We start from the raw sequence: 25,515 nt of genomic DNA, 5'->3' as shown, positions 1-25,515 counted from the left end.
ATTCGATCCGCCCGAACACGACCCTGCGGTTCACTCTTCGACGATCGAGGCAGCCGTCTGCCGGCCGTCCGCGATACGGCCGACGATGCCGGCCCGACTGGTGTAACTGGCGGCGATCTCGATGCCGTCGGGTAGGGACAGATCTTCGAGGGCGGCCCACGAGCGGTCGTAGGCGGGCATGCCCGGACGGAGGATCGACACGTCGAGGACGTCGGCCGGCTCGCCGGTGACCGTCTCGAATTCCTCGGCCGCGCGACGGCCGATGACCGCCGGATCGGCGTCCAGGGCGTCGGCATCGCCGCTGCCGACGTAGGACGTGAACACGCCGTCGCGATCGAGCATGCTGTGATTCCAGGTGGAGCCGTCGGTCAAGAAGCCGTCGTCGATGATGTGAAAGCCGTGCCCGGTCCCATCGAAGTCAGACCGCAAATGGACGACGCCGATCGGGTTGTACGTGAACTGCTTGAGGACATCGGCGGCCGCCGGATCGACGCCATCGAGCAAGGCCGCGGTCGTCGGAGCCGGCGTCGTAAACGCCACCGTCTCGACGGCGTGAGTCTCGTCTTCGGTGTGGACGAGATAGCCGTCACCGGCCCGTTCGACGCTAGTGACGGGTGTATTCAGCTCGATCGTGTCGGCGTGGGCCTCGGAGATAGCGTCGGGGAGGCGCTGGAGCCCAGCCTCGAACGTGACGATCGACGGCGGATCGACGCCTTCGAGCAGCTTGCGGGCCGCATAGAGGAGGATGCTCCGCTCGATGCCGACGTGATCGAGCGCCCGCCCCAGCGAATACTCGACGTACATCTCGTCTGGATCACTGCCATAGAGGCCACTGTACAGCGGCCCCATGAACCGGCGGGCCGCCTCGGCGCCGAACTTCCGGGTGAGAAAGCCATCGACGGTTTCCTCGGGCTGTGGTCCCCGCGTCAGCGGTTCGAGGAGCACTCGGGCCTTGCCCGGCCAGGACAGCAGGTCAGTCGTGATCGCCTCTCGGACCGACAGCGGCATCGTGCGCAGTTGCCCGTCGTGGTAGGCAAACAGTGGCTGGTCGTCGTGACCGTACCGGAGTTCGTCTTCGAGGTCGAGCGTCTCGACCAGTGACTGGACTGGTTCGGAAAGCCGCAGCCGTTGCGGTCCGGTTTCGAGGACATGTCCGTCGACGGTCTTCGAGCGGACGACACCGCCGGGTTCGGCGGCGGCCTCGAACGTGTGGACGTCGGCCCCACGCTCCGCGAGGAAGTGCGTCAGCGCCAGCCCGGACATCCCCGCTCCGACGACCGCGACAGTCATGCGATCACCGCCAGAGCGAATCCAGCACGACCGGCACGCGGGAGACAATTGACCATAGCTACGGGTAGGGAATCGACGTACAAAGTCTCATTGAACGGCCGGAAAGGCGAGCAGCCAGGGGACAGGGGCGACCGAATACGTTCGGGAACAAGCCGATTCCCGTCGGACAGTGAGTGAACAGTGCATGACAACACTCGACCTACGAGACGTCCCGCCGCCAGAGCGCCATCCGAAGATCCACGAGGCCTTCGCCGACCTCGACAGCGGCCAAGCACTGACGATCGTCAACGACCACGACCCAAAGCCGCTGTTCTACGAGTTCCAGGCCGAAGTCGAGGCCTTCGACGCCGACGGGTACACCGTCGAGGAAGAAGCCGAGGGGAAGTTTGTCGCAACGCTACCCAAAAAGTGAGCAGCCGCTGTGCGGTCGGGGGCCCAACCCACCGTTGTTGAGACCCAAGCGCACACTCAGACGACCTCGAGGCTCGCCGAGGAGTCCGCGTCGAGTCGGTCGAGCAGCCTCGGCGATTGTGTCGGTCGACCGGACCCATCGGGATGCCGGCAGACGAGCCAGTCGATGTCGTTTGCCGTCACGTACGACTCCATGACGTCCTGTGGATCGCCCTCGGTAACCCGCGATTCGAAGTCGATCCCGCGGGCCTGACAGCGATCCCGGATCTCATCGAGAATGACCTCGCTTTTGTCGGTGTGTATCTCCCGGGCGAGTTCCTCCCAGCCGTAAACCGAGTATTCGCCAAAGCGCCACGCGTCGATCACGTAGACGGCGTGGAGCGTCGCCTCCTCGTCGGCCGCTTTCTCGATCGCCCGATCGACGTGTGGGCTCGTCCGGTCTCCCTCCGTCACGAGCACGGCAATCTGTCCCCCCATACCCAACTATCATCCATTATAGAAAATAAGGATTCGGATGGGGGGCGACGAATCGGCCGATCATCCAGTTTTGCCGGCGGTGAACGGATTCGCCAACACCCTTTCGAGTGCACGAGCCCTGATATCCTCATGAACGACGCTGAGGTTGCGGACGCCGAATCGACGCCGGTGACCGATCGGGTCCACGAGAACTCCTGGTCAGCGAACCTCGAACAGCCAGCACACGCCGAAAACCGAAAGCGGGTCGTCGAGGGGGCGCTGACAGCGATCGAACACACGGCCTCGGGGTACCACGTTAATCTCGTGACCCACGCCGAACACGGCCATCCGGAGACGTATCTCTACGAGGTACTCGATGTGGAGTACGGTGACGATCTGACCTGGGAGTACATCGACCAGTGTGGCTGTGGCGGGCACGTCCTGCGGGTTCACGTGCCTTGAGGGGTCGATCACAGGGTACTGTCCTCAACGAGTAGCTGCCAGTCTGCAGTGCGAACTTGTTCGGGAGAGAACGATTACGGACGAAGCGACTCTAGGCAGGTATGGCACAATCCGCCGACGCATACGACGCGACGCTGGACGCCCGCGAGATCGATGGCGAACCGTTCGGAGCCATTATGGACGCACTCACGGACCTCCAGTCCGGGGAGACACTCCTGTTGATCAATAGCTTCGAACCGGAACCGCTGTACGACGTCCTCGAAGAGCGTAGCTTCACTCACGAGACCGAGCAGGTCGACCCCGAGGAGTTCCACATCGAAATCAAACACGCCTGAGCGAGTCGGGAACCCTTACTACCGGCGCAACCGACCGACCAGCAATGGCACGGATCGAGCGATTGCGCGTCTATCCGGTCAAGGGCCTGGACGGGATAGACCTCGAGACGGCGCGTGTCCGTCCGGGCGGCACGCTGGAACACGACCGTGAGTTCGCCCTCTTTGATACCGACGGTGACGTACTCAATGGGAAACGAACTGATCGCGTTCACGACCTGGAGACGGACTTCGATCCGGGATCCTCCACGTTGACGGTCCGACCCCCCGACGGCGACCGTCGCGAGTTCGATCTCGACAGCGACGCCGAGAGCGAACGAACCCAAGCGTGGTTTTCCGACTTCTTCGACATCGAGTTGACCCTCGAACGTGACGAGTCGCTGGGTTTCGTCGACCGCCGGGAGATGGGACCGTCAGTGGTCAGTACCGCTACACTCCGGGAAGTCGCCTCGTGGTTCGACACACTGAGCGTCGACGGTGTCCGTCGCCGACTTCGGGCCAACATCGAGGTGTCTGGCGTCGACGCGTTCTGGGAGGACCGTTTCGTCGGCGAGGCCGCGCCGGGGTTCGAAGCCAACGGCGTCCACTTCGAGGGCGTGACGCCCTGTGGCCGGTGTGTCGTTCCCGAACGCGATCCAGACACTGGGGAGGCGACACCGAACTTTCGGGAGCGCTTCGTCGAGATGCGCGAGAAGACATTTCCCGAGTGGGCCGACCGAGAGGCGTTCGAGCACTACTACACGCTAATGGTCATTGCCTCGGTTCCCGAAGAAGACAGGGGCGGCGAGATTGCGGTCGGCGATTCGGTTGCCGTCAGCGAGTGACGCGATTGTAGCCGCGTCGCCGATCGGCTGCGATCAGTCGGATTCTGCGAGTGACTGTGTGTCGGGCAGTGGTCCGTCGTAGCCCTTCGGGACGTAGCCACACAGGGGGTCGCTGGCCAAGGGATCGCCTGTCGTCGCAAACGCTCGTGAGCGACTGCCGCCACAGACGAACCGGAACTCACAGGCCCCACACTTCCCGGAAAGTTCGTTAGGGTCACGCAGTCGCTCGAAGAGTTCCGCGTTGCGGTAGATGTCGACGACACTCGCCTCGCGAACCGACCCGGCCGAGTTGGGCAGAAAGCCCGACGGGAACACCTCGCCGGTGTGGCTGACGAACGCGAAGCCGTTGCCGGCCGTGATGCCCGTCGAGCGATCGTCGCCGGCGGACTCGCCGTTCCCACTGGGCGGTCGGCCGCCGCTCTCCCGGTGGTGCTGGAGTGCGACCCGCCGGTAGTGGGGTGCTTCGGTCGTCTTGATGCCGAAATCGGCTTCCTGGTTGACGTCCACGAGCCATTCCATCACCGTCTCGGCACGCTCGGGCGAAATGGGGTCGAGGACGGTCCCGCGACCGACTGGCACGAGGAAGAACACCGACCACAGGACCGCCCCGAGATCGGCCACCAGTTCACGGATCGCCGGGAGATCCTCAACTGTCTCCCCACAGACAGTCGTGTTGACCTGCAACGGCAGCCCCCGGTCGCGTGCAGCACGGGCGGCCGCGATCGTCTGGGCGAAACTCTCCTCTTCCTTTCGGAACTCGTCGTGGGATTGGGCATCCGGGCCGTCCAGACTCACCGCCATGCGGCGAAGGCCGGCCTCGGCGAGGTCGTCGATCCGGTCGGCCGTCAGCGAGGCCGTCCCGCTTGGCGTCAGCGTCATCCGTAATCCCTGCTCGGTGCCGTACTCGACGAGTTCGGCCACGTCGTCCCGGTAGAGTGGGTCACCGCCCGAGAGGACAACGAGCTGGTCGTCGCCGAAGTCGGCGGCGTCGGCGAGGAGTTGCTTGCCCTCTTCGGTTGTGAGTTCGTCGGGGTGACGGCGGTCTTCAGCCTCGGCCCGACAGTGTTTACAGGCCAGATCGCAGGCCTGGGTCAACTCCCAGATGAGGACGACCGGCCGCTCACTCGGGTCGATATCGGTCGGCCGCACGCTACCTCACCCCAGTGCAGTCAGCGCCCGCCCGTCGAACCAGAAATGTCGTGGCATACCGATCCATGGGAAGACGTTGCCGTCTCCAGGCAAGTCGGCCGTGCCGAACGTGTTCGACCGGAGACGGCTCACGACGGCTGGCCCGGGTCCGCCCCGATCGTGTCGGCTCGCTCGACGTACAGCGTCTCGACGCCGGGGATCGCCTCCAGCGTGCGAAAGAGATCGATCATCGCTTCGTCGCTGTCGATCGAGTCGGGATCGGCGACCAGCCAGACCGCGCCCTCGCCGACGAACAGTACCTCGATCGGGCTCGCTGCCCCTTCGTCGGTAATGGCATCGATCGAGCGCCTGACCTGCGAGGAAAGCGTGTCGGTTGTCATTGCTTCGTGAGTGGCGTCGGCGGTCGCTCAGAGCTGTGGCGGTTGGTCGTGCGATCCAGTCGGGTCGGTCCCGTCCGGGGCGGTTCCGCCGGGTGGCCCCGGCATCGAACCATCCCCCTCGAGGGCGTGTGCAGCGGTCTTTGCGACGATGGACGCCTCGTCGGCCCGGAGTTTTCGAAGGGCAGCCTCGGCGTCCGGATCGTCGATCCGACCCAGCAGTTCGGCGACCCACTCCCGGACACGATCGTTGTCGTCGTCGGTCAGGGCAAGCAGTTCCGGCAGCGCGTCCGCACCGCGGCCCTTCCACAGCGAGATGACAGCGTTCCGTCGGACTGCGTGGTGTGTATCGTCGAGAGCCGCCTCAATCCGGTCGGCCTGTCCCGCCCGGTCGAGGTGATCGAGGGCGACGATCGCTTCAGCGCGAACCCAGGGGTCTGGATCGTCAGTGGCCGAAAGAACAGCCGCCGGCGTCGCGTCGGCCAGTTCTCCCAGGGCCTCGACGGCGAACTGTCTGACGAGGGCGTCTGGATCGTCCGTCGCCCGATCTCCGAGTGCGTCGATCGCCGCCTCGCTGGGATCGCGCTCGGCCAGTGCCAGGGCCGCCCGCTGGCGTTCGGTCGGCGCTTTGGCAGCCAACTGGTCGAGCAGGGCCGCGAGGCCGTCCTCGGCGACCGGATCGGTGTCGGCTGCCGCGAACTCCGCCTGGCTGGCCTCGCCCAGTGTCACGTCCGCCCGGCTGGTCGTCACGTCCGGATGAGCGGGGTCACTGCTGTCGGGCTCGTCCGCCGCCTGGTCGCGATCGGGCTCAGGCATCACGAGCACCTCCGGTCGCCGTCTCGACGAGCAACACGAGCGCGAGGACGACAGCGACTGCGCGCGGAAGCGTCGCCGGCACGCCAGCGAACAGCAGCAAGCCGGCGCCCAGTGTGGCTGCATGTTGGCGCGTTCGTAACGCGGCACTCGCGGTGACTGTCAGCCCGCCGACCGAAAGCGCCATCAGCGGGAGCGAGGCCCCGACGATCCCGCCGGCAACGAGGCCGGTCGCCCCGAGCAGGAACGGTGCAACGATCCCGAGGGCCACCAGCAACCCGGCTGCCACAGCACCTGCCAGGTAGTCGGTTCGGCCCCGCACGAGGAAGATCGGTGTCCCAGCGACGCCGAGCAACGTCAGTTGTGTCCCCAGCGATCGGGTTGTCGCCGCGGCAATCCCGAGGGAACTCCCAAGCGAGGCCGTGAGGCCACCGAGGAGGACACCGGTGACGACGGCCGGGCCGATGGGGAACGTCCGCTCTGCATACAGTCGCGCCCCGGCGGCCACACCCGACCCGGCGACGAGTGCCACGACGGCGGGCACGGAAGCCGGTCGCGCGATCGTGCCGGTGACGCCGAAGACGCCGACGAACGCCAGCCCGACCGTCTCGTAACCCCCAGCGTCGAGGACAGCTATCGCGATCAGTGAGCCGGCACAGGCAAGCGCTGTGACGGGGACGAGAAGGTCCTGGACGGCAACAAGATCGAACGGGACAGGCGTCCGTGCGTTGATCGCCAGCCGGCTCACGAACAGCGTCGCCACCGCAAAGACCGCCGGGGCCGAAAGCGTGACGCGATCGAGTGTCACACCGTGAACTGACCGCGGAGCCACAACGGCATTCAGGGCCGGGACGCGTCCAGCCATCACCAACTCACCTCGCGTCCGTCCGTCGAGGCAGAGGTGTCGAGACGGTCTGTCAAGTCCGCGTGATCGGCCGCGACGACTCGATCCAAGACGGTAGCCAGAACAGTGTAGATTCCCGCTGTGGCGGGTTCGGCAAGGGATTCTCGAAGTGAATCCGTAAAGACAGTCAGGTGGCGGTCAAGAAGGTCCCGGCGGGCAGCCGCGGCGTCGTCCTCGCCGAGGGCTTCCCGGCGGGCGAGATAGCCGGCGAATTCCAGTTGCAGGCCGAGGTTGTCGTGGTGGTCACGTTCGTCAGTGTCGACCGAGAGTCCGTAGTACTCGTAGGCTCGCGCGAGGTCGACGTTGACCGTCTCCCAGGTCGCGTCGTCCCGATGACTCGACTCGTACAGCGAGACGGCCGGCCCCTCGGTCTCGACAGAGCCGTCGGTTCGGTCCGTGGTGACGGCCGATCCGAGGGCGAACAAGCCGTTGTACCGCGCACTGAGTTGCCGGTAGTCGTCCTCGACAGAGAGGGCGGGCACCGTCACTTCGAGAGTGGTCGCTGCGAGCGCATCGCGCAGTCCGGTTTCGATGTCTCCGCCAGCGAGATCGGCATGGAGTTGCTCGGTCGGGTGCTCGAAAACCCGGGCGAGCGTCTGGTAGAGGACGCCTCGGGCGGCCGGATCGGGTGCGACAGCTTCACGGTCGAGACGAGTGTCGGGCTGGTCTGGCCCGGCGGCGTCGGTGTCACTCATCCCGACTCAGCCTCCTGGCCGGCCCGACGAACGCTGATGGCCGTGACCGCGATCACGAGTGCGATCGCGATGCCGGCGACTGCCCAGAGGATCGTCTGGAAGGGGGCACCGTCCTCCGCAGGTCCAAAGGGGAAGTAGTACCACTCGCTGACGGCCTTCTGGCCGGCGCGTTCGCTGTTCTCGCCGTTCCAGACGCCAAAGGCGACGTTCAGATCCGCGTCGGCAGCCAACTGCGTCCGATTGTCGACCGAAGCGTTCAACGCTCGCGTGAAGACGACGCTCCAGCCGCCATCCTCGCCAATCGTGGTCCGCGTCGCCTCGACACTCACCTGGGGCTGTTCGAACGCCGTCGTCGAGCCCGGGCCGCCGGCGAGTAGTTCCTGGGTCGTCCCGGTGCCCGTCCACTGCCAGACGTTCACCAGATTGCTCTGGCTCCCCATCGCGATTGCAGGCTGCGTCGTGGCGTTGACGGGAAACTGGATCGCCGCCATGTCGGCGAACGCCCGTGGCGAACTCGTCTGTCGATCAGTGCTCGAATCAGCCCAGCGCAGGCGGACGAACAGCGTGTCGTCCGTCGTGGCAGCCTCGACCTCGACGGCGCGAACGCTGGTATCGTCGGCGTTGGGCACGCCACTGGGGGCACTCGCCAGCGGAATCGTTGCCGCCGGCACGTCACTCCAGCCGTCCGCTCCCGGATCGGCCAGCGATCCATCGACGTTCTCGACGGGAATCTCACGGGCCGGGCGGGCATCGGCGATCAACGGGACGAGGGCGGCGCTGGCGACCAGCAGGCCCGCGAGCAGGCCGGCGACGAGCAGTGGGCGTCGTCCCTGGGCAGCGTCAGTCATCGTCGAACACCCCCGGAACGCCGTTCCGGCGAGCTCCAATTCGCTCACTTCGTTCGCTCATTGGAACACCCCCAGACTCGCTTCGCTCGTCTGGTGAGCTCGACGATTCGTTCCTGTCGTCAGTCATCGTCGAACACCGGGAGGCGAAGCGTCCCGAGCTCGACGATTCGTTCCTGTCGTCAGTCATCGTCGAACACCTCCAAACGGTACTGCTGGGCAGGATTCTTGTCCTGGAGGATCTCCATGAGTTCGCTGTGGCCGCCGCGTTCGACCTTGGCGCGTTCGCGCTCGATCGTGTCCAGGGCGTCGTTTACCTGCTCGCCGAACAGCTCTTCGAGGTAGGATCGGGGAATGCGCTCGACGTCGACGCTCTCGCCGTCCTCTGAGTGCTGTGGCGGGGCGACCGGCGGAATGTAGTAGACGTTCGGCGTCGTCTGGTACTCCGGATGGAGCGGGAGGGCAACTTCGTATTGCTCGACGAGTTTGTAGATCGGCCCGTCCTGATCGTCGAGGTAGCCCACCAGCCGCAGTTGGGTCGTACACTGATCCGCACAGGCCGGCGGATGCACCTCGTCGTCCGGTCCCTCGCCCTCGATGCGAGGGTAACAGAACACGCACTTCTCGCTGTTTTTCGTCACGGCATTGTAGTAGACTTTCTTGTAGGGACAGCCCTCGACACAGTATCGGTAGCCCCGACAGCGCTCCTGATCGACCAGGACGACGCCATCTTCCTCGCGCTTGTAGATCGCCTTCCGGGGGCAGGCCTCCACACAGGAGGGATGGGTGCAGTGGTTGCAGATCCGCGGCATGTAGAAGTAGTAGTTGTTGGGATGCTCGCCGGCACCCTGGTCTTCGTCCCAGTTGGGCCCCCACTCGGGATCGCCGTTCTCGGGTTTGAGGGCCTTGTCCTCGCCCTCCTTGAGGATGCCCTCGTGATCGAACTCCCAGTTCTCGCCGTAATCCTGCTGGGAGGGGATCTCCCCGACGGAGCGCTCGTTGTGCTCCGCGGATTCCCAGCCGCCACCTTTCGATTCCCAGTCACGTGGGTAGCCGGATCCGGGGCGGGTCTCGACGTTGTTCCAGTACATGTACTCGGTGCCCTCCCGTTCGGTCCAAAGGGTCTCGCAGGCGACCGTGCAGGTCTGACACCCGATACACTTGTTGAGATCCATCACCATCGCAACCTGGTGGTCGACGCCGTCGGCGATCTCGACGTCATCGTGGGCCATCAGTCCTCACCCCCTTCTTTGGGCCTGATATCACAGCGAACGTCGTTGTTGACGCCGGTCGGTCCCCAGAAGTTCGGGAAGAAGTGGAGGTGTTCGCCCGAATCTTCGGGGTACTGGACGAGCTGGGTGGGTTTCATGTACATCGGGATCAGCGAGTTGAAGTTGTCGCGACTGGGGTACTGGTACTTCTCCCAGGCGAAGTAGTGCCGGACCGTTCCGGGTTCGCTGGCCGGGTAGATTTTGGCGTTGGCCTCGATGGTCGCCAGATCGTTGTAGATCTCGACGGTGTCGCCGTCCTCGATCCCGCGATGCTGGGCGTCCTCGGGATGGATGAAGACGACGGGTTCGCCCCGATTGAGCTGGAGCATCTTCTCGCTGTCGCGCCACGTCGAGTGGATCGACCACCGGCCGTGGGGCGTGTTGTACCGCAGCGGATACTCACTCTGGTCGTTCGTCTCGACCGGGCGCTTGTGGGTGGGCAACTGCTCGTCGACGTCTAAGAACCAGTCGTGATCGATGTAATACTGCTGGCGGCCCGTGAGGGTAGGCCACGGTTCCTTGTCCTGAACGAAGTCTTTCCAGGGCGCGTAGGCTTTCCCTTCCTCCAGATCGGAAGTCCAGTGGCCGCCCGCAGCCTCGAAGCGCTGGGGCTGTTCGACGGTATCGGCGAAAGTTATCTCGCCGCAGTCGTCGGGATTGGTCTCCGTCGAGTGTTCGAGGACGAACTCACAGGCGGCCTTGTCTTCTTCCAGACCACCCGCCTCGTCGGTCTTCCAGTCTCGGACGTAATCGTCGTAGACCGACTGCAAGTCGATCTGCCGATCGAACTTGCGGTCGTCGATCGGGTCGATGTCCCGCTCGATGGCGAGCTCCTGGATCTTCGCCGCGAGTTCCTTGAAGATCTGCCAGTCGGACTTGGACTCGCCGATGGGTTCGACGGCGGGCGTGAACGGATGCACGTAGGTGTGCATGTCCGTCATGTTGAGGTCGTGTTTCTCGTAGTGGCTCGCGGCCGGCAGCACGATGTCAGCGTACAGCGCCGTCGAGTCCAGCCGGAAGTTGATGTCTACGACGAGATCCAGCTTGTCCCAGAGAACTTCCTCGACAGCGATGTTGCCTTTCGCCTGGTTGAAGAAGTTGCCACGCCAGACGAACATCGTCGAGGGGTCGGGTCGGGAGCCGTCCTCACGTTCCTCGGGATAGACCGGCATCCAGTCCCTCTCGACGGCCTCTTCGATCTTCGCGCGCGTATCCGGATCGGTGTTTTCGAGGATTCCGGCGTGATAGTAGGTCCACAGCGTCGTCGGGACACCACGGACGGAGCCGGTCGGGAACGAGAGGGATTTCCAGCCTTTGAACGTCCAGATCTTCTCCTGGCCGACGTAGTGATCGACGCCAGTCCCGTTCCGGCCGATGTGGCCGGTCAGCGTCACGAGCAACTGGATCGCGCGGTTGCCAAGGTCGTTGTGATACCAGTCGTTGACACCTTTGCCGTGGATGATCTTCCCGCGGTCGACGTCGGCGAACTCCCGGGCGATCTGCTGGTGGGTTTCGGCCCCGACGCCGGTCTCCTCGGCGATGTACTCGGGCGTGTAGTTGGCCAGTTCCTCCCGGAGGTTGTTCCAGACCGAGGTGACCGAGACTTGCCCGTCGGTCGTCGCAACGGTATCCTCGACGGCGAGCTGGGGGTCGAAGTCGAGTTCGATCGACAGCGAATCGTCGTACTTCCCCGACCGCTCGCCCAGCGAGCCAGGCGCAGAGCGGAGGTTCCCGTCGCCGTCCTGCATGACCATGACCTTCTCGGGCTCGTCGGCGTCGACATCGAGATCCGGCACTTCGTCGGCCCGAAGGAACTTGCCCGTGTCTTCCCGGACGAGCAGTGGCATGTCCGACTGCTCTTTGAGATGTTGTTCGTCGTGGAGACCTTCCTCGACGATGGTGCGGGCCATCCCCAGCGCCAGGGCGGTGTCGGTCCCGGGGTCCGGGGCGATCCACTCGTCGGTGTGGATAGCAGTCTGGGAATAGTCCGAAAAGATCCCAACGCGCTTTGCGCCCTCGTAGCCGGCGTCGAGGAAGTACTTCGCGTCGGGGATACGCGTGACGTTGATGTTACTCCCCCAGGCGATGATGTACTCGGCGTTGTGCCAGTCGGCACTCTCGGCGTTGTCGGTCTGGTGGCCCCACGTGATCGGCTGGCCCGGCGGCAGGTCGGAGTACCAGTCATAAAAAGAGTGGGAGACGCCGCCCAGGAGGTTGACCAGCCGGGTTCCCGACGCAAAGGAGATCGGACTCATCGCCGGGATCGGCGTGAACCCGGAGATCGCGTCGTAGCGGCCAGCCTGGACCTCCTCGATGACGTGCTCGGCGATCTCCGTCAGGGCCTCGTCCCAAGAGATGCGTTCCCACTCGCCAGCCCCACGCTCGCCCGTTCGGCGCATGGGGTACTGGACGCGCTGTTCGGCGTCAACGTAGTCGTTATAGCAGGCCCCTTTCTGGCAGCCCCGCGGGTTGGGGTCGGGCAGACTCTCGTCGAAGCGGGGGTAGTCGTTGGCCTGCTGTTCGCGCCAGACCTGGCCGTTCTTGACGTAGACGTCCCACGAACAGGAGCCGGTGCAGTTGACCGAGTGGGTCGAACGGGCGACCGAATCCCAGTCCCACTCCTCGCGGTAGAAGTCCTCCCAGTCGCGGTAGGGGTAATTGCCGATCGGGTCCTCGACGGTTTCGAGGCCGTCAAGTGCCCGGTCGGCGACCGACAGGCCGGTCGCGCCGACCACGCCGGCCGCACCGGCACCCAGCAGGAAGTCACGGCGCGAGAGGCCGTCTGTACTGTCGTCGGATGGATTTGCGTCGCTCATTGGTTCTCGATGAAGACGGTTGCAGTCGCGAGTATCGCTCCGATCACGACGAGGACGATCCCGGCAGCGGTCGTCGGCCCAACCTCCAGGGCCGCAGTCGCTACCGCCAGGCCCGCGAGTTTACTCGCCGTATCTACGCGTCGATACGTCCGGCCGGACAGCGCCGGCAGGTACTCACTCATCGTCGGGCACCTCCACTGGTTGGGCTGTGTCGTCGTCCGATCCTGCCGGCGACTCGTCGGGCTCGCGTTCGCGGGTGATCGCCCAGTGGACGATGCCGAAGGCAGCGATCGGACCGACGATCATCGCGGCCAGGAGCGGTAGGTTGACGGCACCAGTCGTCGTCCCCAGCGCCTCCGCGAGCAGGTTGTTCATGCCCGCGATCGAGGCGATCATGACGAAGACGACGCCGGCGACCCCGACGCCCGTCTGGACCGGTCGCTCGAAGGGATCGGCCGTGAAGTGGACGCTCTCCCGCCGCCGGTCGATAAAGGGCCAGGCGAACACGGCCAGGAAGACCAGCGCCGGCAGGGCGACCCCGCCGAGGAACTCCGCGCTGATCTCGATCGGGCCAATGTGAAAGCCCAGCGAGGAGGGCAGGACTTTCAGGAAGCCATACAGCCACATGAAAAACCAGTCGGGCATGATCAGCGCAGGCGTGCCCGCCGGGTTGTTCGGCCCGTACTCGGCGATGTTGTGGACGGGCAGAAACCCGGCAAGTGCCGAGAGCGTCGCCAGCGTCAGGAAGAACACGACAGCACTGACTGCCGCCTGATTGGGGACGGCCGGGAGCCCGACGACGACACTATCGTCCTCGCGATCGACGGTATCGTGGTTGACCCCACCGTCGGCGGCCGCCGACGAATCGACCGGCTCGACGTCCTCCTCACGCTGTGCCTCGGTGTGTTTCTGCCGGACGAGCAGCCCCATGTGGGCCGCCAGGCCAACGGCGATCAGCGCCGGAATGAAGAAGACGTGTAAGAAGTACAATCGCGGGATCGTCGCACTGGAGGGGAAATCCCCACCGAAGACGATCGCGGCGATAGCATCTCCCAGAATCGGGATCGAGCCGGCGATGTTGTAGCCGATCCCGGTCGCCGTCGAGGCGAACTCGTCGAAGGGCAGCGCGTAGCCAGTGTAAGCCGCCCCCATCGCCAGGATCGCCAGCACGGTCCCGACGACCCAGTTGATCTCCCGTGGGTTGCGGTAGGCCCCGTGGAAGAACACCCGCAGCATGTGCAGGCCGATCGCGGCGACAAAGAGGTGGGCCGCCCAGTGGTGGAACCGACGGATGAACATGCCGAAAGGCACGTCGTAGGTCAACTGGAGGACACTGCCAAAGGCTGCCGGCAGGTCTTCGCCCTGGAATTTGGCGACACTGCCCTCGTAGGTCATCTCTGCTGTCGACGGCTCGTAGAAAAAGGCCAAGAAGATGCCAGTCAGCCCGAGCATCACAAAGGAGAACAGCGCGACCTCCCCGAGCAGGAACGAGTCTTCGGCAGGGAAGGCTTTCCCGAGGAAATCCTCGGCGTCACCCAGATCGAGGCGGTCGTCGAACCAGTCATAGAGGCGGCGAGTTCGGGACATCACTCACCCCCGCGCCGACGTGGCCGTCGAAGTCGCCCGTCGCGATCAAATGGCCGTCGCTGGCGAGCGTGATCGGGAGCTGGGGCAGCGCTCGGGGTGGCGGCCCCCCTGTCACTGCCGCACCGTTTGTCGGATCGAACTTTCCGTAGTGACACGGACAGACGAGTGTGTCGTCCTCCCGATCGGAGACGGTACAGCCCGCATGCGTGCAGATCTTCGAGTAGGCCGCATAGCCCTCGACGGTGTAGGCGAGTTCGGTCCCGTCGCCGTAGTCGGTCTCGGGGAAGCGCACGAGCAGCGTGGGTGCGTCGCCGATCCCGGGCCGGGGCTCGGGGAACACCGTCAACTGCTCGCCTGCTTCGAGGCGATCGGGCGTGATCCGGTTGCCGTCCCCATCAACCAGCGGGATACTCTCACCGTAGATCGGGCCGGTGTAGGTGCGCTGGAAGACCTGCTGGAGGCCCGCAAGCGGTGCGGCGAGGCTGGCCAAAGCAGTGAGTCCGCCCCCCGTCGCCAGGAGTTTGGCGATGTCACGGCGCTGGAGTGTCGCCCGGTCGTCGTCGAAGAGGCTCGGCCGGACGGGAGGTTGGTCTCCGTCGGACTCACAGGGGCAATCGTCACTCACCGTGACCCCTCCGTTCGGCCACCGCAACGTGGGGCATGAACCAGGCGTAATACGCGACTGTGAGCAGAGCCAGCGAGAGGAACAGCCCGGTCGCGTACAGCCCGAAGTACTGGGTGCGTGCAAGCGTGAGGTATTCGCCGGTGAACAGCGCGGCAAAGACGATCGAAAGCACCGTCAGGCCGGCCATCGCGACCAGGCCCTCGATCGAGTCCGGCGCGTCCTCGTAGGCGACCAGCCACCGGTCTTCGGTCTCAAGCCAGGGGAGGAGTCGATCCGGGAGCGAAGGGGAATCCCCTGGACTCGATCGCCGCACTGCCCGGTTCATGAACCGGTGGGCGGCGGCCAGGACGCCCACGAGGGCAAACAGGACGACCCAGATGATCACCCCGACCTGGCTGGGCGAGAGTTTGTTCGGCGTATCGACCAGGCTCCCCAAGGGCTGCATTTCGGAGACGCTCTGGTCGATCGCGATCTCTGCTGCGGGGGGCTCGCCGTGCAGCGCTACGAACCACATCGGCAAGAGTACGGCGAGCACCACGACCGCGATGACGAGTGTGGACCGTCTCATGTTGATCACTGTGAACTGATGTCTCGCGCTCGGGACAGCGGTAGATGAGCGGAGACGTCGGTCAGTTCGTGATTGTTCCCCAACCCCCAAAGCTACAGAACCTCAACGCTGAGGGCCTTTATGTTAGAATATTGTAAAATATGTTCGGGACGGCATTTATAAGCGAATGGTGGCCCAGCCCGAACCCGTTCGGCCCAAATGAAATATGGATCGTCCGGTAGTAGATATAGACGATGGAGGGAATTCGGGCAGAACTCGTCGTCGAGGACCCCAAGCAGTGCGACGTGGCGGCCGCGTCCCGGGAGTGTGGGCCGGTCGCGTCGGTTTCGCGAAGTGGCGTCCCGGACGGCGAGGGACGCGTCCACGACGAGTTCACGGTCCGGGACGGCAAGCGGCCGGATTCCCTCGGCGACGCGACAGCCATCTTCAGTGACGACCGCCGGACCATCTACCGGCTAGCGCGCACGCCCGGCCGGGGCTGTGTCTGTGAGTGTATCGAGCGCGAAGGCTGTACCGTCCGGGACGTCCAGGCCGCCGACGGTACCCTGTTCGTGACGGTCCTCGCCCGGGACCTCGACGGAATCCGCGCCATCGTCTCGGCACTGCGAGAGACCCACGACGGCGTTCAGGTCGGGAAACTGGTCCGTGCGGCGCCGGAGAACGACGCCGGCCCGCTGTGGGTCACTGATCCGGACGAACTGACTGCTCGCCAGCGGGAAGTGCTCCGGACGGCCTACGAGCGGGGCTACTTCGAGTACCCACGGCGAGCGAGCGCCGAGGAGATCGCCGACACCCTCGGGATTGCGACGCCGACGTTCACCGAACACCTGGCGGCCGCCCAGCGGAAGCTACTCGCGGAGTGTCTCGAAACAGACGGCGAGCGCCGGACGTCCCCACGAAAGAAGCCCGATGGGGACTGATCAAGAGTCCAGATCGTACAGAGAGAGAAGTGTCTCCGCAAGTTCCTCGTCGTGACACTCTTCGGCCAGCGAAAGCGCCGCCTGGGGCCGGGCAAGCAGTCTCGCGACGAGTTGGTCGGCCAGTTGTTCGAGGGCCTCGTGGTGGCAGTCATCGACATCCCGGCGGGCCACTGCAAGTTGGCGCCGCTTCTCTCGCTTTGCCCGCTCGCGGAGTCGGCGGGCAGCCGCCTGTACATTGGGATCATCCTGTTCGGCTCGGCTCGCGGAACACTGCACAGACCCACGGAAGACCAGGACCGGCTAATAGTCTTCATCGAACATCTTCGGCGTCGGTAGGCGCCAGGAAACTATCGATCGGCCGCCTCACCATCCGCCCGCTCGTCGTCGATGGCCTGCCGGACGCGTCGCAACTCGGCGACCGTGTTGACGTTCCGAACCGACCGCGCCAGATCGAATTCGTCCGGGCGTTCCGCCGCCGGAATCGGCCGGACTGCCAGTCCGTCGAGCAACTCACGGACACTTTGAGTCTCTGGATTGGTAACCAGTTCGTTGCGGAGGGACTCGCGGCGATACCACGCGTGCAGGGGGTGGGTCTCGCCGCCGGTCTCCGGGATGATCGCGTCGATTTCCGGGGACTGGTGGTCTGCAAGCCAGGAGAGCACTCTCGGGTCGACAAGCGGAAGGTCACAGGCGAGGACGAGCAGCCACCCCGAGTCAGCGACAGTGACAGCGCGTTCCAACCCTGCGAGCGGCCCCGCACGATCGCCAGCGTCGACGACGAACCGGACGGCTGTATCCAGGGCGTCGGCATAGCCCTCACGCTGGTCGGCCGATCCCACGGCGACGATCGGCGTCCCATCAGTCACTGACGCGGCCGTTCGGACGACGCGTTCGAGCATCGGCTCCCCGTCGACGGTAGCGAGGGCTTTCGAACCATCGGCGAAGCGGCGGCTCCCCCCACCGGCCAGGACGACTGCCGTCGCTTCGTCAGTCGGCTGCATAGCCATCTAGACCGGCGAGGAAGCGAGCCTCATCGAGGGTTCGTGCCAGCGATGTGACCGCGGATTTCCCGGTTCGACCGGTCGCTGCGACGGCACGCACGCGCTGGGTGCCAAGCGACAGGAACGCCAGTCCCAGATCACTCGCGGTCGATCGCAGGCCAAGCCCGGCATCCGCGTCACCGCGGGCGACCCGGCGGGCAGGACTCTCGAGGCCCGGAACCGCCACATCGTACCCGTCGATCGACTTCCGCAGTGCCTCGGGCTCGGCTCGCTGGTCGATCACCGCGTCGAAGACCGCTCGCAGCCCCGACTCACGGTCGCGGTTGACCAGTCGATAGTCACCGACGGCCAGCTCATCGAGCGATTCGACGTCGGTCGCGTCCGCAGAAAGGACCACGCCCCACTCGCGCGTCCAGGTCGCGAGAGTCTCGCTGTCCCCGGGGTGGGAATCGCCGGTGAGGACGGCGACATCGGCGATACCGTCCCGGAGCCAGCGGGCACCGCCGCGGGTTCCAATCGTGCGATAACGGGTCGCGTCGATCCCGGCGATCGCAGCCGCAAATCCGGGGTCTGATTCCCCAACTGCCAGCAGGGCAGGGGGGCGATCGGCCGTCGAAAACCGTTCGACTGCGAGGCGTTCGCCGGCCGGCAAGACGCGCGTGTCGGCCGGCATCTCGACGACCCCGTCGGCGTAGGCCAGGCTCGTCGTCGCGCCGCTCCCTCGGTCGACGGGATAGGCCAAGAGTTCGTCCGCACCGTCCCGAATCAACCCGACCGGCAGTGCGCGGTGGCGTCCCTCGGCGTACCGTTCCTCGACGGCCAGCTCAGCAGTGACGGTTTCGGCGTCCCGCTCGGTGCCCGTCCACCGGCGGAGCGTGGGCGCGACCAGCAACCGGAAGATCGACAGCGCCGAGACGGGATAGCCTGGCAGCCCGACCAGCGGCGTCCCGCCGTACCGGCCAACGACTGTCGGCTTGCCGGGCTTGATCGCGACGCCGTGGACGGACAACTCGCCGTCTTCCTCGACGATCCGGTACAGCATATCGCCGCTCCCAGCACTCGTCGACCCGGAGGTAAGGACGAGATCGCACTCTTTGGCCGCTCGCTGTAACGTCTCGCGAATCGCGTCCTCGTCGTCTTCGACCGTACCATATGGGACCGGATTCGCGCCTGCCGCCCGGACCGCGCTGGTGAGAGTGGTTTCGTTGACGTCGTAGATCTGGCCGGCAGTGTGATCTAGGGCACTACCGGGAGCGACGAGTTCAGCGCCGGTCGAAACGACGCCGACGTCCGGGCGCGCACGGACAGTGACAGTCTCCTGGCCGATCGCCGACAACAGCCCCAGCGTTCGCGGCGCGAGTCGCGTCCCGGCACTCAACGTGCGATCGCCGGCCGCGACGTCACTGCCCGCGGGTGCGACGTTCGTTCCGGATGGGACGGCCTGCTCGACGGCGACAGTCTCGCCCCGACGCTCGGTACGCTCGACTTTCACGACGGCGTCGGCGCCGGGCGGCAAGACGGCGCCGGTCGCGATCTCGATGGCCGTTTCCGGCCGGACCCGATAATCTGGCTCCTCCCCGGCCGCCAAAGAGCCCTCGACACCGAGTTCGACAGGGTTCGTCTCGCCGGCCCCCGTCGTATCTGTCGCCCGGACGGCGTAGCCGTCCATCGCCGCCCGGTCGAAGCCGGGCACGTCGATCGATGCCGTGACTGGTTGGGCGAGTACGCGGCCCGACGCGGACTCGACTGGAACCGCCTCAGTCCGGGCGGGCCGCTCGACGGCCGCGATCGCCTCGCGAGCGTCTTCGGGAGTTACCAGTTCGCGCATTTCCCGGCGCTCTGTCATAGGATCTCGTAGGCCCCGGGCGCCGAAAAGCACGCCGGTGAACGCGTTCGGCTGGACACTTTCGCCAGCAGGTTCAAGGGCACCGATCCCCCCTACCCTAACGATGAAGCCGGTCTCGATAGTCGGCCCCTCCGATGCAGGAAAGACCACGCTAATCGAACGTCTGACCGAGCGACTCGCCGATCGCGGACCGGTCGCAACCGTCAAACACCTCCGGTGTACTCCCGACATCGACACCACCGGGACTGACACTGCCCGCCACCGGGAGGCAGGTGCCGCCGAAACCTACGGGATCGAGGCCGACGGAACGTGGTTCGGGACGGGGACTGACCGGACACTCGGGGCTGTTCTGGACGACCTCGCGCCCGACTACGAGTACGTGCTCGTCGAGGGATACAGCGACGCGACTCTCCCGACGATCGCGCTGGGCGGGCGAGACCACACCGGCGAGACACTCTTAGCCGCGAGTTCGGCCGACGGTGTGAATCTGGACGCCGCCGTCGAGGCGATCGAAAGTGTCGAGCCGTACGTGACGCTGGACTCGCTGATCGCGCGGGCAGTCGGGTCCGAACAGGCCGAGTACGCAGGTGCGATCGCGACGTTTACCGGTCGCGTCCGGGTGAAAGACGCCCCCGAGGACGCCCGGACCGAATCCCTCGAATTCGAGCGCTACGACGAGGTCGCTGCCGAACGCATCAGGACAATCCGGGAAGAGTTGACCGACCGGGAGGGTGTCTTCGAAGTGCTGGTCCATCACCGGACGGGCGTCGTCGAAGCCGGCGAAGACGTCGTCTACGTGGTCGTCCTCGCCGGGCATCGGGCCGAGGCCTTCAGCGCAGTCGAAGACGCCATCGATCGTGTGAAAGCCGAAGTCCCGCTGTTCAAAAAGGAAGTGACCGTCGAAGACGATTTCTGGGCCCACGAACGATAGCGTGAGCGGGTGAAGTCAGGCAATCCGCGTTCCGCACCCGAGAGTGAGTTCACCAGGGCTTTCGAGTAGCCGGCGGGAGTGATGGGATACATGTCGATCCGTTCGCTCTTTCGAAACCAGGCCCGACAGGCTCGTTCGCGGGCCATCGTGAAGACGCTGCTGTACCGGACGGTGATGATCCTCATTACCATCGTGGTCGCGCTGGCGGTGACCGGGGAACTCGACCAAGCGTTCAGTATCGGGCTGGTCACGAACGTCGTCAAAACAGGGACCTATTACGGGTACGAGCGCCTCTGGGATCGGATTGCGTGGGGCGTTGAAGACGTCAGCGGGTAGCCCGCCAGTCCTCGACTCGAACGCGTTCGCCAGCCTCGTATCCCTCGACGGACTCGGGGACGACCACCCAGCCATCAGCAGCAGTGACGCTCGACAACACGCTCGCGCCCGCGACCCGAATCGGTTCGACACGATCGGGGTTGTCCTCGCTCTGGCGCACTCTCCCAAAGGTGCGAACACCCGGCTCGCTGGCTATCTTGCCGTCCAGTTCCGCCGCGAAAGTGTGAATCGACGGCGGAGTACGTCCGACAGCGTGGGCCAGTGACGGCCGGAGTAACTGAAGCGCACCGACATAGCACGAGACTGGATAGCCCGGGAGAATCAGCACCGGTGTCTCGTCGACGGTCCCGAATCCGAGAGGGTGGCCGGGCTTGATCGCGACGCCGTGGACGACCAGTTCGCCGACCGACTCGATAACCTCGGGCAGCAGGTCACGATCGCCCACGGATGAGCCCCCAGTCGTCACGAGCAAATCCCGGTCGGTTCGTCTCACGATGGCATCAGATAGTCTATCAACGTCGTCGGTCACGATCTCAGCTTTCGTCGCCTGCCCACCCCACTGCTCGACCAGTCCGGCGACCATTGTCCCGTTGGTCTCGACAACTTCACCCGGGTCGGGGTCGGCCGCCACGAGTTCTTCGCCAGTCGGAACGACCCCGACGGTCGGCGGGTCCCTGACCGGTATCTCTGTCACACCGGTCGCCTTCAAGAGCGCGATGTCGGCCGGCCCGAGTCGATGTCCCGCATCGAACAACGTCTTGCCTGCTGGGATATCCTCACCAACCGGGGAGACGTTCTCGCCAGGCGCGGCGGCTGACTCGACGGCGAGTTCGTCCGCTCGTTGGGTGACGTGCTCGATCATGACCACGGCGTCACCTCCCTCGGGGATCGGCTGCCCGGTATGGACGCGAACGGCGTCGCCGGCCGAGATCGACCCACTGGCGGGCTGCAACCGTCGGGGAGACCGAGCGCCTGCGCCAGTGGTGTCGGTTGCCCGGACAGCGTACCCGTCCATTGCTGCTCGCTCGAAGTGTGGGACCGGTCGGTGTGCGTCGACCGACGCGGCGAGTACCCGACCGGCGGCCTCGTCCGGAGGGACAGAATCGATCCGGTCGTGTGGCGCGATCAGGTCCAGCCATTGCCGGCGAGCGTCAGCCAGTCTTGTTACCGACTGGAACCCAGCTCGGTGACGATCAGCCATGTCCGGGGTTGAGAGCCCCCGAGCAAAAAGCGAGTCGGGACCATGTTCGGTCCACCTACCGAGTGTGTGGAACGGGCGCGCCTTTTAGGTACCTGGGTCACTGGATATCGAACATGCTTGCGGACCGCTTCGATCGAGCGCTCACCGGGATCCGGGTGTCACTGACCGACCGGTGTAACTTCGATTGCGTTTATTGCCACAACGAGGGCTTGGGTGATACCCGCGGCCCGATGGCCCCCCGCGAGGACGAACTGGGGACTGACGAAGTGGTCCGCGTCCTGGACGTGGCGGCCGACGTGGGCGTCGATGCCGTCAAGCTCACCGGCGGGGAGCCGATGTTGCGCGAGGACCTCGAAGCGATCGTCCGGCGCGCGCCCGACGCCCTCGAGGTCTCGATGACGACCAACGGCGTCTTCCTCCCGGATCGAGCCGAAGCACTTGCCGCGGCCGGCCTCGAGCGCGTCAACGTCTCGCGAGACGCGATCGACCCGGCGGCGTTTGCCGATCTGACGAACGCCGGCGCGTCCGGGCAGGTCTTTGCAGGGATCGATGCCGCGCGCGAGGCCGGGCTCGATCCCGTCAAGCTCAACGCGGTCGTTTTCGAACAGACAGCCCATCACATCCCCGACCTGGTCGAGTATGTCGCCAGCCGGGACGAATTAGTGTTGCAACTCATCGAATTCATGCCGGAACTGGTTGGAAGTCCAGAATGGGCGGTCGAAATCGAGCGCGTCCACGACTGGTTGTCCGGTCTGGCCGTCGAGATCGAATCGCGCGAGATGCACGACCGGACCCGCTACCACATCCCAGCGGGCGCGGCCGACGCCACAGGCGATGGGTCGACAGCACAAGCGGGCGAGGGTATCGGCATCGTCGAGATCGTCGATCCAGTTGGCAACGAAGACTTCTGTGCGAACTGCCACCGCGTGCGGGTGACGCCGGAAGGGCACCTGATGGGCTGTCTCAATCGCCCCGACGAGCGTGTCTCGCTTGGCGAGTGCTCCCGGAAGGCAATCCGCGAGGCGTTCGAAACCGCCGTCGCCGAGCGTGTCCCCTACTACGGTGAGTACATGACCCGCGAGGACGGCGAATGGGTGCGAAATCCTGAGTACGCCGACCGCGACGTGCCGACTCCGAGTACCGACGACTGACCGGGGTATGAAACCAGCGTGCCACCGAAGCCGAGCCTGTCAGCCCATCGCGTCACCCGCGTCGAGTTCGTCGACGGTCTTCTCGACGACCCGGACGTCCTGAATCGCCGTCCCGGAATACTCACCAGTGGCGTCTTTCTCGGCAGCCTTGACCATATCCCAGACGACATTTAGCCCCGTCGTCACGCCTTCCAAGGCTTCCATTTCACAGCCAGTCTGGCCGGTCGTCTCGACGGCGACGCGGAGAGTGATCGCCTCGTCGTCGAGAGCGAAATCTGTCTCGACATTCGTGATTGGAATCTGGTGACAGAGCGGAATCGTCTCCCAAGTGTGTTTGACCGCCTGTATCGCGCCGATGCGGGCTGTCGCGAGAACGTCACCTTTCGCGACGGCGTTCTTGCGAATCGCCTCGAGAGTGGAAGGCGTGAGCACGATCGACCCAGCCGCAACTGCGCGTCGCTTCGCTGATGGTTTCTCGCCGACGTCGACCATGTCGGCCGCCCCATCCTTGACGTGGGTAAACTCCTCGGTCATGCACGAGCCTTGACCGCGCCCGATGTTGTAGGTTCGGGCACGCCTGATCAACGCTACCGAGTCGCCATCGCAACGAGGTGGGCAATTTCCGGCAAGATGATCTCTTCAGTCCCGAGCGTGACTGCGGCTTCGCTGCCGGGCAGGCAAAAGACAACGGTCTGATCGATGACGCCAGCAGTCGCCCGGGTCGCAATCGCGTGCGTGCCAATATCCTCTATCGAGCGTCGCCTGAAGTGTTCACCGAACCCCGGTAGTTCGACCTCGAAGGCGTCCTCGGCGACATCAATTGTCACGTCGTCCGGCGTAATCCCCGTGCCACCCGTCGTGACAATCGCGTCGACATCCGGATCGGCCACGAGGTTACCAAGCGTCGTCTCGATTGCGTCGGCATCATCGTCGACGAGTCGCCGGTCAGAAAGCGTCACACCAGGAGTGTCTGTAACCGCCGCGACGATGGCATCACCCGAAGCATCCGTCGCTTTGGTCCGGGACGTTGAAATCGTCACGAGGGCGATCGACACCTCATCGACACCGTGGTCGTGATGTGGACTCATGCGTGGGTAGTCGGGAGCCTGATAGAAGAGCCCACCGTCGTCGAAAATTGCTCCAATAAGGGTAGTGCTAAGAGCTGATCCACACCACTAGTTCGAACCGAGACTGAGGACCCAACTGTCGCCGATGAATGTGACTTCCACTCAGCTATCAATCCACCCCAGTTTGGTGAAGTGCAGTTGTACCCCGATTGTGTCACGATCGCAACTACCACTCAAAAGGCAAAAAGCCAAGGGCCGGCTTTAGGGCGAAGGGTTAAAGCCCAGCAAATAAAACATATAAGCAGAGATGGGGACGAGAGACCAAATCGAACACCTCCAAGAAAGAATCAAGAAACGGTCAGGTCTGGCGGACGAGAAGCCTGATGACGAGAGCGCACCGTCGATCTCCGAGGATGACGCGGAAGCCCTCCTCGAGTTCAGTCGGCAACTCGACCTGCTAAGTTCGAAATACACCGACTATAGACACCTCAAACTCCTCCGCCACTGCGTCATTATGGCAGAGCAGATTGGTGGGCTCGCCGACGCGCTCGAAAGTCGAGATGCTGCCGAAGAGATTGTCGTGTGGATCAACCGGAAACGAGGCGTTCCAGAATACAGTGAAGAGACGAATCAAGACTACCGGGTCGCGCTTCGTATCTTTGGTAAACGGACTCTCAAGATGGCAGATGATGAAGTGCCGGACTCGCTGGCGTGGATTCCAACAGGCACGAGCAATTCCTACGACCCCTCGCCCAGCCGGTCAGATATGCTGGATTGGGAGGAGGCCAAACGAATGGCCGTCGAGGGAACGACCAATTCCCGGGACAAGGCCCTAATCACAGTCGCGCACGAACTCGGACCGCGAGGAGAGGAGATGCACGAGGTTAGGATGGGGCAAGTGAACGACGCAGACCACGGAATCCAGATCAGTCTCGACGGGAAACAAGGGGAGCATTCAGTCACCCTGATCAACAGCGTTCCCTACTTACAGCAGTGGCTCAGTAAGCATCCCGCACCAGACGACGACCAGGCATTCCTCTGGTGTAATCTCGACGACCCTCATGATAATGCGAGCTACCAAACGTTCCTTGGCCGATTCAAGGAGGCAGGACGGCGAGCGGACATCGATAAGCCTGTGACACCTACGAACTTCCGGAAATCAAACACCTACTGGCTCGCCAAACAGGGAGCGAATGAGTCGTTCATCAACGAACGACAAGGCAGGAAACCGACCTCTGACCATGCACGGCGGTACATCGCAGAGTTCGGGCCTGAAAACGAGAATAACCAGTACGCAGAGCTCCAAGGGCTCGAGGTACAGACAGAGAAAACGGAAGATCGGACTCCCCTCACGTGTCCTCGGTGCGACAAGCAGACTCCACGTGACGAACCCTTCTGCGTCTGGTGTCACCAAGCAATGGAGCCCGATGCGGTACAGGAACTCGAAGAACGGGAAGACGAGCAACGGCGAAAGCTACTCCGAATCGCTCAGGAAAACCCAGAACTCCTCGAAACGCTCGAGGAGATGGAACCGCTCGTCGAAGCACTTGGTGGCGATGCGGAACTGATCGATGCGGCAGCAAGCTTCACCGAAGCAGTCGAATGAGATGGGAAAATTGAGATCGGCTTTCGGTTCC

At 64.5% G+C, this 25,515-nt stretch carries 29 protein-coding genes; 9 read left to right on the top strand and 20 right to left on the bottom strand.

Annotation, left to right across the window (positions count from 1 at the left end; translation table 11 throughout):
* Positions 1–30: 30 nt before the first annotated feature.
* Positions 31–1,290 (bottom strand): protoporphyrinogen oxidase, encoded by a 1,260-nt coding sequence (hemG, locus tag Hrd1104_RS12045; RefSeq protein ID WP_154552990.1) that lies wholly within the window; start codon positions 1,288–1,290, stop codon positions 31–33.
* Positions 1,291–1,474: 184 nt separating this feature from the next.
* Here hemG and Hrd1104_RS12040 point away from each other — a divergent pair, with 184 nt between their 5' ends.
* The gene (locus Hrd1104_RS12040; RefSeq protein WP_195837592.1) at positions 1,475–1,702 is read left to right on the top strand and encodes a DUF2249 domain-containing protein; all 228 of its coding nucleotides are present in this window, start codon (positions 1,475–1,477) and stop codon (positions 1,700–1,702) included.
* 56 nt (positions 1,703–1,758) lie between these two features.
* Here the strand turns inward: Hrd1104_RS12040 and Hrd1104_RS12035 are convergent, their stop codons facing one another.
* Entirely contained in the window at positions 1,759–2,178 is a 420-nt protein-coding gene (locus Hrd1104_RS12035; protein ID WP_154552988.1) for a universal stress protein, read from the bottom strand.
* Positions 2,179–2,307: 129 nt separating this feature from the next.
* Between Hrd1104_RS12035 and Hrd1104_RS12030 the strand changes: the two genes are divergently transcribed.
* The 3 genes from Hrd1104_RS12030 (at position 2,308) to Hrd1104_RS12020 (ending at position 3,775) form a co-directional block, all read left to right on the top strand.
* Positions 2,308–2,619, top strand: coding sequence for a CGCGG family rSAM-modified RiPP protein (locus tag Hrd1104_RS12030; protein ID WP_154552987.1), 312 nt, complete (start codon positions 2,308–2,310; stop codon positions 2,617–2,619).
* Positions 2,620–2,720: 101 nt separating this feature from the next.
* Complete coding sequence (locus Hrd1104_RS12025) at positions 2,721–2,954, top strand: DUF2249 domain-containing protein (protein ID WP_154552986.1); 234 nt, start codon at positions 2,721–2,723, stop codon at positions 2,952–2,954.
* Between the two features lie 44 nt (positions 2,955–2,998).
* A complete protein-coding gene (locus Hrd1104_RS12020; RefSeq protein WP_154552985.1) occupies positions 2,999–3,775 on the top strand; it encodes an MOSC domain-containing protein in 777 nt (258 codons plus the stop codon).
* Positions 3,776–3,808: 33 nt separating this feature from the next.
* Here the strand turns inward: Hrd1104_RS12020 and Hrd1104_RS12015 are convergent, their stop codons facing one another.
* From Hrd1104_RS12015 to Hrd1104_RS11965, 12 genes are all read right to left on the bottom strand, one after another.
* Positions 3,809–4,924, bottom strand: a complete 1,116-nt coding sequence (locus Hrd1104_RS12015; protein WP_154552984.1) for a TIGR04053 family radical SAM/SPASM domain-containing protein — start codon at positions 4,922–4,924, stop codon at positions 3,809–3,811.
* A 128-nt stretch (positions 4,925–5,052) separates the two neighbouring features.
* Positions 5,053–5,304 (bottom strand): hypothetical protein, encoded by a 252-nt coding sequence (locus Hrd1104_RS12010; protein ID WP_154552983.1) that lies wholly within the window; start codon positions 5,302–5,304, stop codon positions 5,053–5,055.
* Between the two features lie 27 nt (positions 5,305–5,331).
* A complete protein-coding gene (locus Hrd1104_RS12005) occupies positions 5,332–6,117 on the bottom strand; it encodes a HEAT repeat domain-containing protein (RefSeq protein ID WP_195837591.1) in 786 nt (261 codons plus the stop codon).
* Positions 6,110–6,979, bottom strand: a complete 870-nt coding sequence (locus Hrd1104_RS13170) for a hypothetical protein (RefSeq protein ID WP_158855290.1) — start codon at positions 6,977–6,979, stop codon at positions 6,110–6,112. Before Hrd1104_RS13170 ends, Hrd1104_RS12005 begins: the two co-directional genes overlap by 8 nt.
* Positions 6,979–7,713: a molecular chaperone TorD family protein gene (locus tag Hrd1104_RS12000; RefSeq protein ID WP_154552981.1), complete on the bottom strand. Its 735-nt coding sequence runs from the start codon at positions 7,711–7,713 to the stop codon at positions 6,979–6,981. Before Hrd1104_RS12000 ends, Hrd1104_RS13170 begins: the two co-directional genes overlap by 1 nt.
* Positions 7,710–8,561 (bottom strand): ethylbenzene dehydrogenase-related protein, encoded by an 852-nt coding sequence (locus tag Hrd1104_RS11995; protein ID WP_154552980.1) that lies wholly within the window; start codon positions 8,559–8,561, stop codon positions 7,710–7,712. Before Hrd1104_RS11995 ends, Hrd1104_RS12000 begins: the two co-directional genes overlap by 4 nt.
* Positions 8,562–8,740: 179 nt before the next feature.
* Complete coding sequence (locus Hrd1104_RS11990) at positions 8,741–9,790, bottom strand: 4Fe-4S dicluster domain-containing protein (protein WP_154552979.1); 1,050 nt, start codon at positions 9,788–9,790, stop codon at positions 8,741–8,743.
* Complete coding sequence (locus Hrd1104_RS11985) at positions 9,790–12,645, bottom strand: molybdopterin-dependent oxidoreductase (protein WP_154552978.1); 2,856 nt, start codon at positions 12,643–12,645, stop codon at positions 9,790–9,792. The genes Hrd1104_RS11990 and Hrd1104_RS11985 overlap by 1 nt, the downstream gene beginning before the upstream one ends.
* Positions 12,642–12,827 (bottom strand): hypothetical protein, encoded by a 186-nt coding sequence (locus Hrd1104_RS11980; protein WP_154552977.1) that lies wholly within the window; start codon positions 12,825–12,827, stop codon positions 12,642–12,644. Before Hrd1104_RS11980 ends, Hrd1104_RS11985 begins: the two co-directional genes overlap by 4 nt.
* Positions 12,820–14,232 (bottom strand): cytochrome bc complex cytochrome b subunit, encoded by a 1,413-nt coding sequence (locus Hrd1104_RS11975; RefSeq protein WP_154552976.1) that lies wholly within the window; start codon positions 14,230–14,232, stop codon positions 12,820–12,822. The genes Hrd1104_RS11980 and Hrd1104_RS11975 overlap by 8 nt, the downstream gene beginning before the upstream one ends.
* Positions 14,207–14,857: a ubiquinol-cytochrome c reductase iron-sulfur subunit gene (locus Hrd1104_RS11970; protein WP_154552975.1), complete on the bottom strand. Its 651-nt coding sequence runs from the start codon at positions 14,855–14,857 to the stop codon at positions 14,207–14,209. Before Hrd1104_RS11970 ends, Hrd1104_RS11975 begins: the two co-directional genes overlap by 26 nt.
* Positions 14,850–15,425 carry a hypothetical protein gene (locus tag Hrd1104_RS11965; RefSeq protein WP_154552974.1) on the bottom strand — a complete coding sequence of 192 codons (576 nt, stop codon included), beginning with the start codon at positions 15,423–15,425 and terminating at the stop codon, positions 14,850–14,852. The genes Hrd1104_RS11970 and Hrd1104_RS11965 overlap by 8 nt, the downstream gene beginning before the upstream one ends.
* A 233-nt stretch (positions 15,426–15,658) precedes the next feature.
* On the opposite strand from Hrd1104_RS11965, the gene Hrd1104_RS11960 reads away from it, so the two are divergent.
* A complete protein-coding gene (locus tag Hrd1104_RS11960; protein WP_154552973.1) occupies positions 15,659–16,345 on the top strand; it encodes a helix-turn-helix domain-containing protein in 687 nt (228 codons plus the stop codon).
* On the opposite strand, the gene Hrd1104_RS11955 is transcribed toward Hrd1104_RS11960, so the two are convergent.
* The 3 genes from Hrd1104_RS11955 to Hrd1104_RS11945 all read right to left on the bottom strand — a co-directional run bounded on the left by Hrd1104_RS11955 (position 16,346) and on the right by Hrd1104_RS11945 (position 19,192).
* Entirely contained in the window at positions 16,346–16,621 is a 276-nt protein-coding gene (locus Hrd1104_RS11955; RefSeq protein WP_195837590.1) for a hypothetical protein, read from the bottom strand.
* Between the two features lie 71 nt (positions 16,622–16,692).
* Positions 16,693–17,352: a molybdenum cofactor guanylyltransferase gene (locus Hrd1104_RS11950; RefSeq protein ID WP_154552971.1), complete on the bottom strand. Its 660-nt coding sequence runs from the start codon at positions 17,350–17,352 to the stop codon at positions 16,693–16,695.
* Positions 17,333–19,192 (bottom strand): molybdopterin biosynthesis protein, encoded by a 1,860-nt coding sequence (locus Hrd1104_RS11945; RefSeq protein WP_154552970.1) that lies wholly within the window; start codon positions 19,190–19,192, stop codon positions 17,333–17,335. The genes Hrd1104_RS11950 and Hrd1104_RS11945 overlap by 20 nt, the downstream gene beginning before the upstream one ends.
* Before the next feature lie 103 nt (positions 19,193–19,295).
* On the opposite strand from Hrd1104_RS11945, the gene Hrd1104_RS11940 reads away from it, so the two are divergent.
* Both Hrd1104_RS11940 and Hrd1104_RS11935 read left to right on the top strand, forming a co-directional pair.
* Complete coding sequence (locus Hrd1104_RS11940; protein ID WP_154552969.1) at positions 19,296–20,123, top strand: molybdopterin synthase; 828 nt, start codon at positions 19,296–19,298, stop codon at positions 20,121–20,123.
* A gap of 90 nt (positions 20,124–20,213) precedes the next feature.
* Positions 20,214–20,459: a DUF2061 domain-containing protein gene (locus tag Hrd1104_RS11935; protein ID WP_154552968.1), complete on the top strand. Its 246-nt coding sequence runs from the start codon at positions 20,214–20,216 to the stop codon at positions 20,457–20,459.
* On the opposite strand, the gene glp is transcribed toward Hrd1104_RS11935, so the two are convergent.
* Positions 20,449–21,660, bottom strand: a complete 1,212-nt coding sequence (gene glp / locus Hrd1104_RS11930) for a gephyrin-like molybdotransferase Glp (RefSeq protein ID WP_154552967.1) — start codon at positions 21,658–21,660, stop codon at positions 20,449–20,451. The genes Hrd1104_RS11935 and glp overlap by 11 nt on opposite strands.
* Positions 21,661–21,773: 113 nt before the next feature.
* On the opposite strand from glp, the gene moaA reads away from it, so the two are divergent.
* On the top strand, positions 21,774–22,811 hold the full coding sequence (moaA, locus tag Hrd1104_RS11925; RefSeq protein WP_154552966.1) for a GTP 3',8-cyclase MoaA: 1,038 nt from the start codon (positions 21,774–21,776) through the stop codon (positions 22,809–22,811).
* 39 nt (positions 22,812–22,850) lie between these two features.
* On the opposite strand, the gene moaC is transcribed toward moaA, so the two are convergent.
* Positions 22,851–23,345 (bottom strand): cyclic pyranopterin monophosphate synthase MoaC, encoded by a 495-nt coding sequence (gene moaC, locus Hrd1104_RS11920; protein ID WP_154552965.1) that lies wholly within the window; start codon positions 23,343–23,345, stop codon positions 22,851–22,853.
* A gap of 53 nt (positions 23,346–23,398) precedes the next feature.
* The gene (locus Hrd1104_RS11915) at positions 23,399–23,899 is read right to left on the bottom strand and encodes a molybdenum cofactor biosynthesis protein B (protein WP_154552964.1); all 501 of its coding nucleotides are present in this window, start codon (positions 23,897–23,899) and stop codon (positions 23,399–23,401) included.
* Between the two features lie 286 nt (positions 23,900–24,185).
* On the opposite strand from Hrd1104_RS11915, the gene Hrd1104_RS11910 reads away from it, so the two are divergent.
* Positions 24,186–25,484, top strand: coding sequence for a tyrosine-type recombinase/integrase (locus tag Hrd1104_RS11910; protein ID WP_154552963.1), 1,299 nt, complete (start codon positions 24,186–24,188; stop codon positions 25,482–25,484).
* Positions 25,485–25,515: the final 31 nt, after the last annotated feature.

The organism is Halorhabdus sp. CBA1104 (assembly GCF_009690625.1).
Lineage (GTDB): Archaea > Halobacteriota > Halobacteria > Halobacteriales > Haloarculaceae > Halorhabdus.
The sequence above is the reverse complement of the archived record's forward strand: the minus strand, read 5'-3'. Positions and strand labels throughout refer to the sequence as shown.

Excerpts from the sequence above, each read along its gene's own strand:
- hemG (WP_154552990.1), bottom strand. The coding sequence starts at position 1,290 with ATGACTGTCGCGGTCGTCGGAGCGGGGATGTCCGGGCTGGCGCTGACG.
- Hrd1104_RS12040 (WP_195837592.1), top strand. The coding sequence starts at position 1,475 with ATGACAACACTCGACCTACGAGACGTCCCGCCGCCAGAGCGCCATCCG.
- Hrd1104_RS12035 (WP_154552988.1), bottom strand. The coding sequence starts at position 2,178 with ATGGGGGGACAGATTGCCGTGCTCGTGACGGAGGGAGACCGGACGAGC.
- Hrd1104_RS12030 (WP_154552987.1), top strand. The coding sequence starts at position 2,308 with ATGAACGACGCTGAGGTTGCGGACGCCGAATCGACGCCGGTGACCGAT.
- Hrd1104_RS12025 (WP_154552986.1), top strand. The coding sequence starts at position 2,721 with ATGGCACAATCCGCCGACGCATACGACGCGACGCTGGACGCCCGCGAG.
- Hrd1104_RS12020 (WP_154552985.1), top strand. The coding sequence starts at position 2,999 with ATGGCACGGATCGAGCGATTGCGCGTCTATCCGGTCAAGGGCCTGGAC.
- Hrd1104_RS12010 (WP_154552983.1), bottom strand. The coding sequence starts at position 5,304 with ATGACAACCGACACGCTTTCCTCGCAGGTCAGGCGCTCGATCGATGCC.
- Hrd1104_RS12005 (WP_195837591.1), bottom strand. The coding sequence starts at position 6,117 with ATGCCTGAGCCCGATCGCGACCAGGCGGCGGACGAGCCCGACAGCAGT.
- Hrd1104_RS13170 (WP_158855290.1), bottom strand. The coding sequence starts at position 6,979 with ATGGCTGGACGCGTCCCGGCCCTGAATGCCGTTGTGGCTCCGCGGTCA.
- Hrd1104_RS12000 (WP_154552981.1), bottom strand. The coding sequence starts at position 7,713 with ATGAGTGACACCGACGCCGCCGGGCCAGACCAGCCCGACACTCGTCTC.
- Hrd1104_RS11995 (WP_154552980.1), bottom strand. The coding sequence starts at position 8,561 with ATGACTGACGCTGCCCAGGGACGACGCCCACTGCTCGTCGCCGGCCTG.
- Hrd1104_RS11990 (WP_154552979.1), bottom strand. The coding sequence starts at position 9,790 with ATGGCCCACGATGACGTCGAGATCGCCGACGGCGTCGACCACCAGGTT.
- Hrd1104_RS11985 (WP_154552978.1), bottom strand. The coding sequence starts at position 12,645 with ATGAGCGACGCAAATCCATCCGACGACAGTACAGACGGCCTCTCGCGC.
- Hrd1104_RS11980 (WP_154552977.1), bottom strand. The coding sequence starts at position 12,827 with ATGAGTGAGTACCTGCCGGCGCTGTCCGGCCGGACGTATCGACGCGTA.
- Hrd1104_RS11975 (WP_154552976.1), bottom strand. The coding sequence starts at position 14,232 with ATGTCCCGAACTCGCCGCCTCTATGACTGGTTCGACGACCGCCTCGAT.
- Hrd1104_RS11965 (WP_154552974.1), bottom strand. The coding sequence starts at position 15,425 with ATGAGACGGTCCACACTCGTCATCGCGGTCGTGGTGCTCGCCGTACTC.
- Hrd1104_RS11960 (WP_154552973.1), top strand. The coding sequence starts at position 15,659 with ATGGAGGGAATTCGGGCAGAACTCGTCGTCGAGGACCCCAAGCAGTGC.
- Hrd1104_RS11950 (WP_154552971.1), bottom strand. The coding sequence starts at position 17,352 with ATGGCTATGCAGCCGACTGACGAAGCGACGGCAGTCGTCCTGGCCGGT.
- Hrd1104_RS11945 (WP_154552970.1), bottom strand. The coding sequence starts at position 19,192 with ATGACAGAGCGCCGGGAAATGCGCGAACTGGTAACTCCCGAAGACGCT.
- Hrd1104_RS11940 (WP_154552969.1), top strand. The coding sequence starts at position 19,296 with ATGAAGCCGGTCTCGATAGTCGGCCCCTCCGATGCAGGAAAGACCACG.
- Hrd1104_RS11935 (WP_154552968.1), top strand. The coding sequence starts at position 20,214 with ATGTCGATCCGTTCGCTCTTTCGAAACCAGGCCCGACAGGCTCGTTCG.
- glp (WP_154552967.1), bottom strand. The coding sequence starts at position 21,660 with ATGGCTGATCGTCACCGAGCTGGGTTCCAGTCGGTAACAAGACTGGCT.
- moaA (WP_154552966.1), top strand. The coding sequence starts at position 21,774 with ATGCTTGCGGACCGCTTCGATCGAGCGCTCACCGGGATCCGGGTGTCA.
- moaC (WP_154552965.1), bottom strand. The coding sequence starts at position 23,345 with ATGACCGAGGAGTTTACCCACGTCAAGGATGGGGCGGCCGACATGGTC.
- Hrd1104_RS11915 (WP_154552964.1), bottom strand. The coding sequence starts at position 23,899 with ATGAGTCCACATCACGACCACGGTGTCGATGAGGTGTCGATCGCCCTC.
- Hrd1104_RS11910 (WP_154552963.1), top strand. The coding sequence starts at position 24,186 with ATGGGGACGAGAGACCAAATCGAACACCTCCAAGAAAGAATCAAGAAA.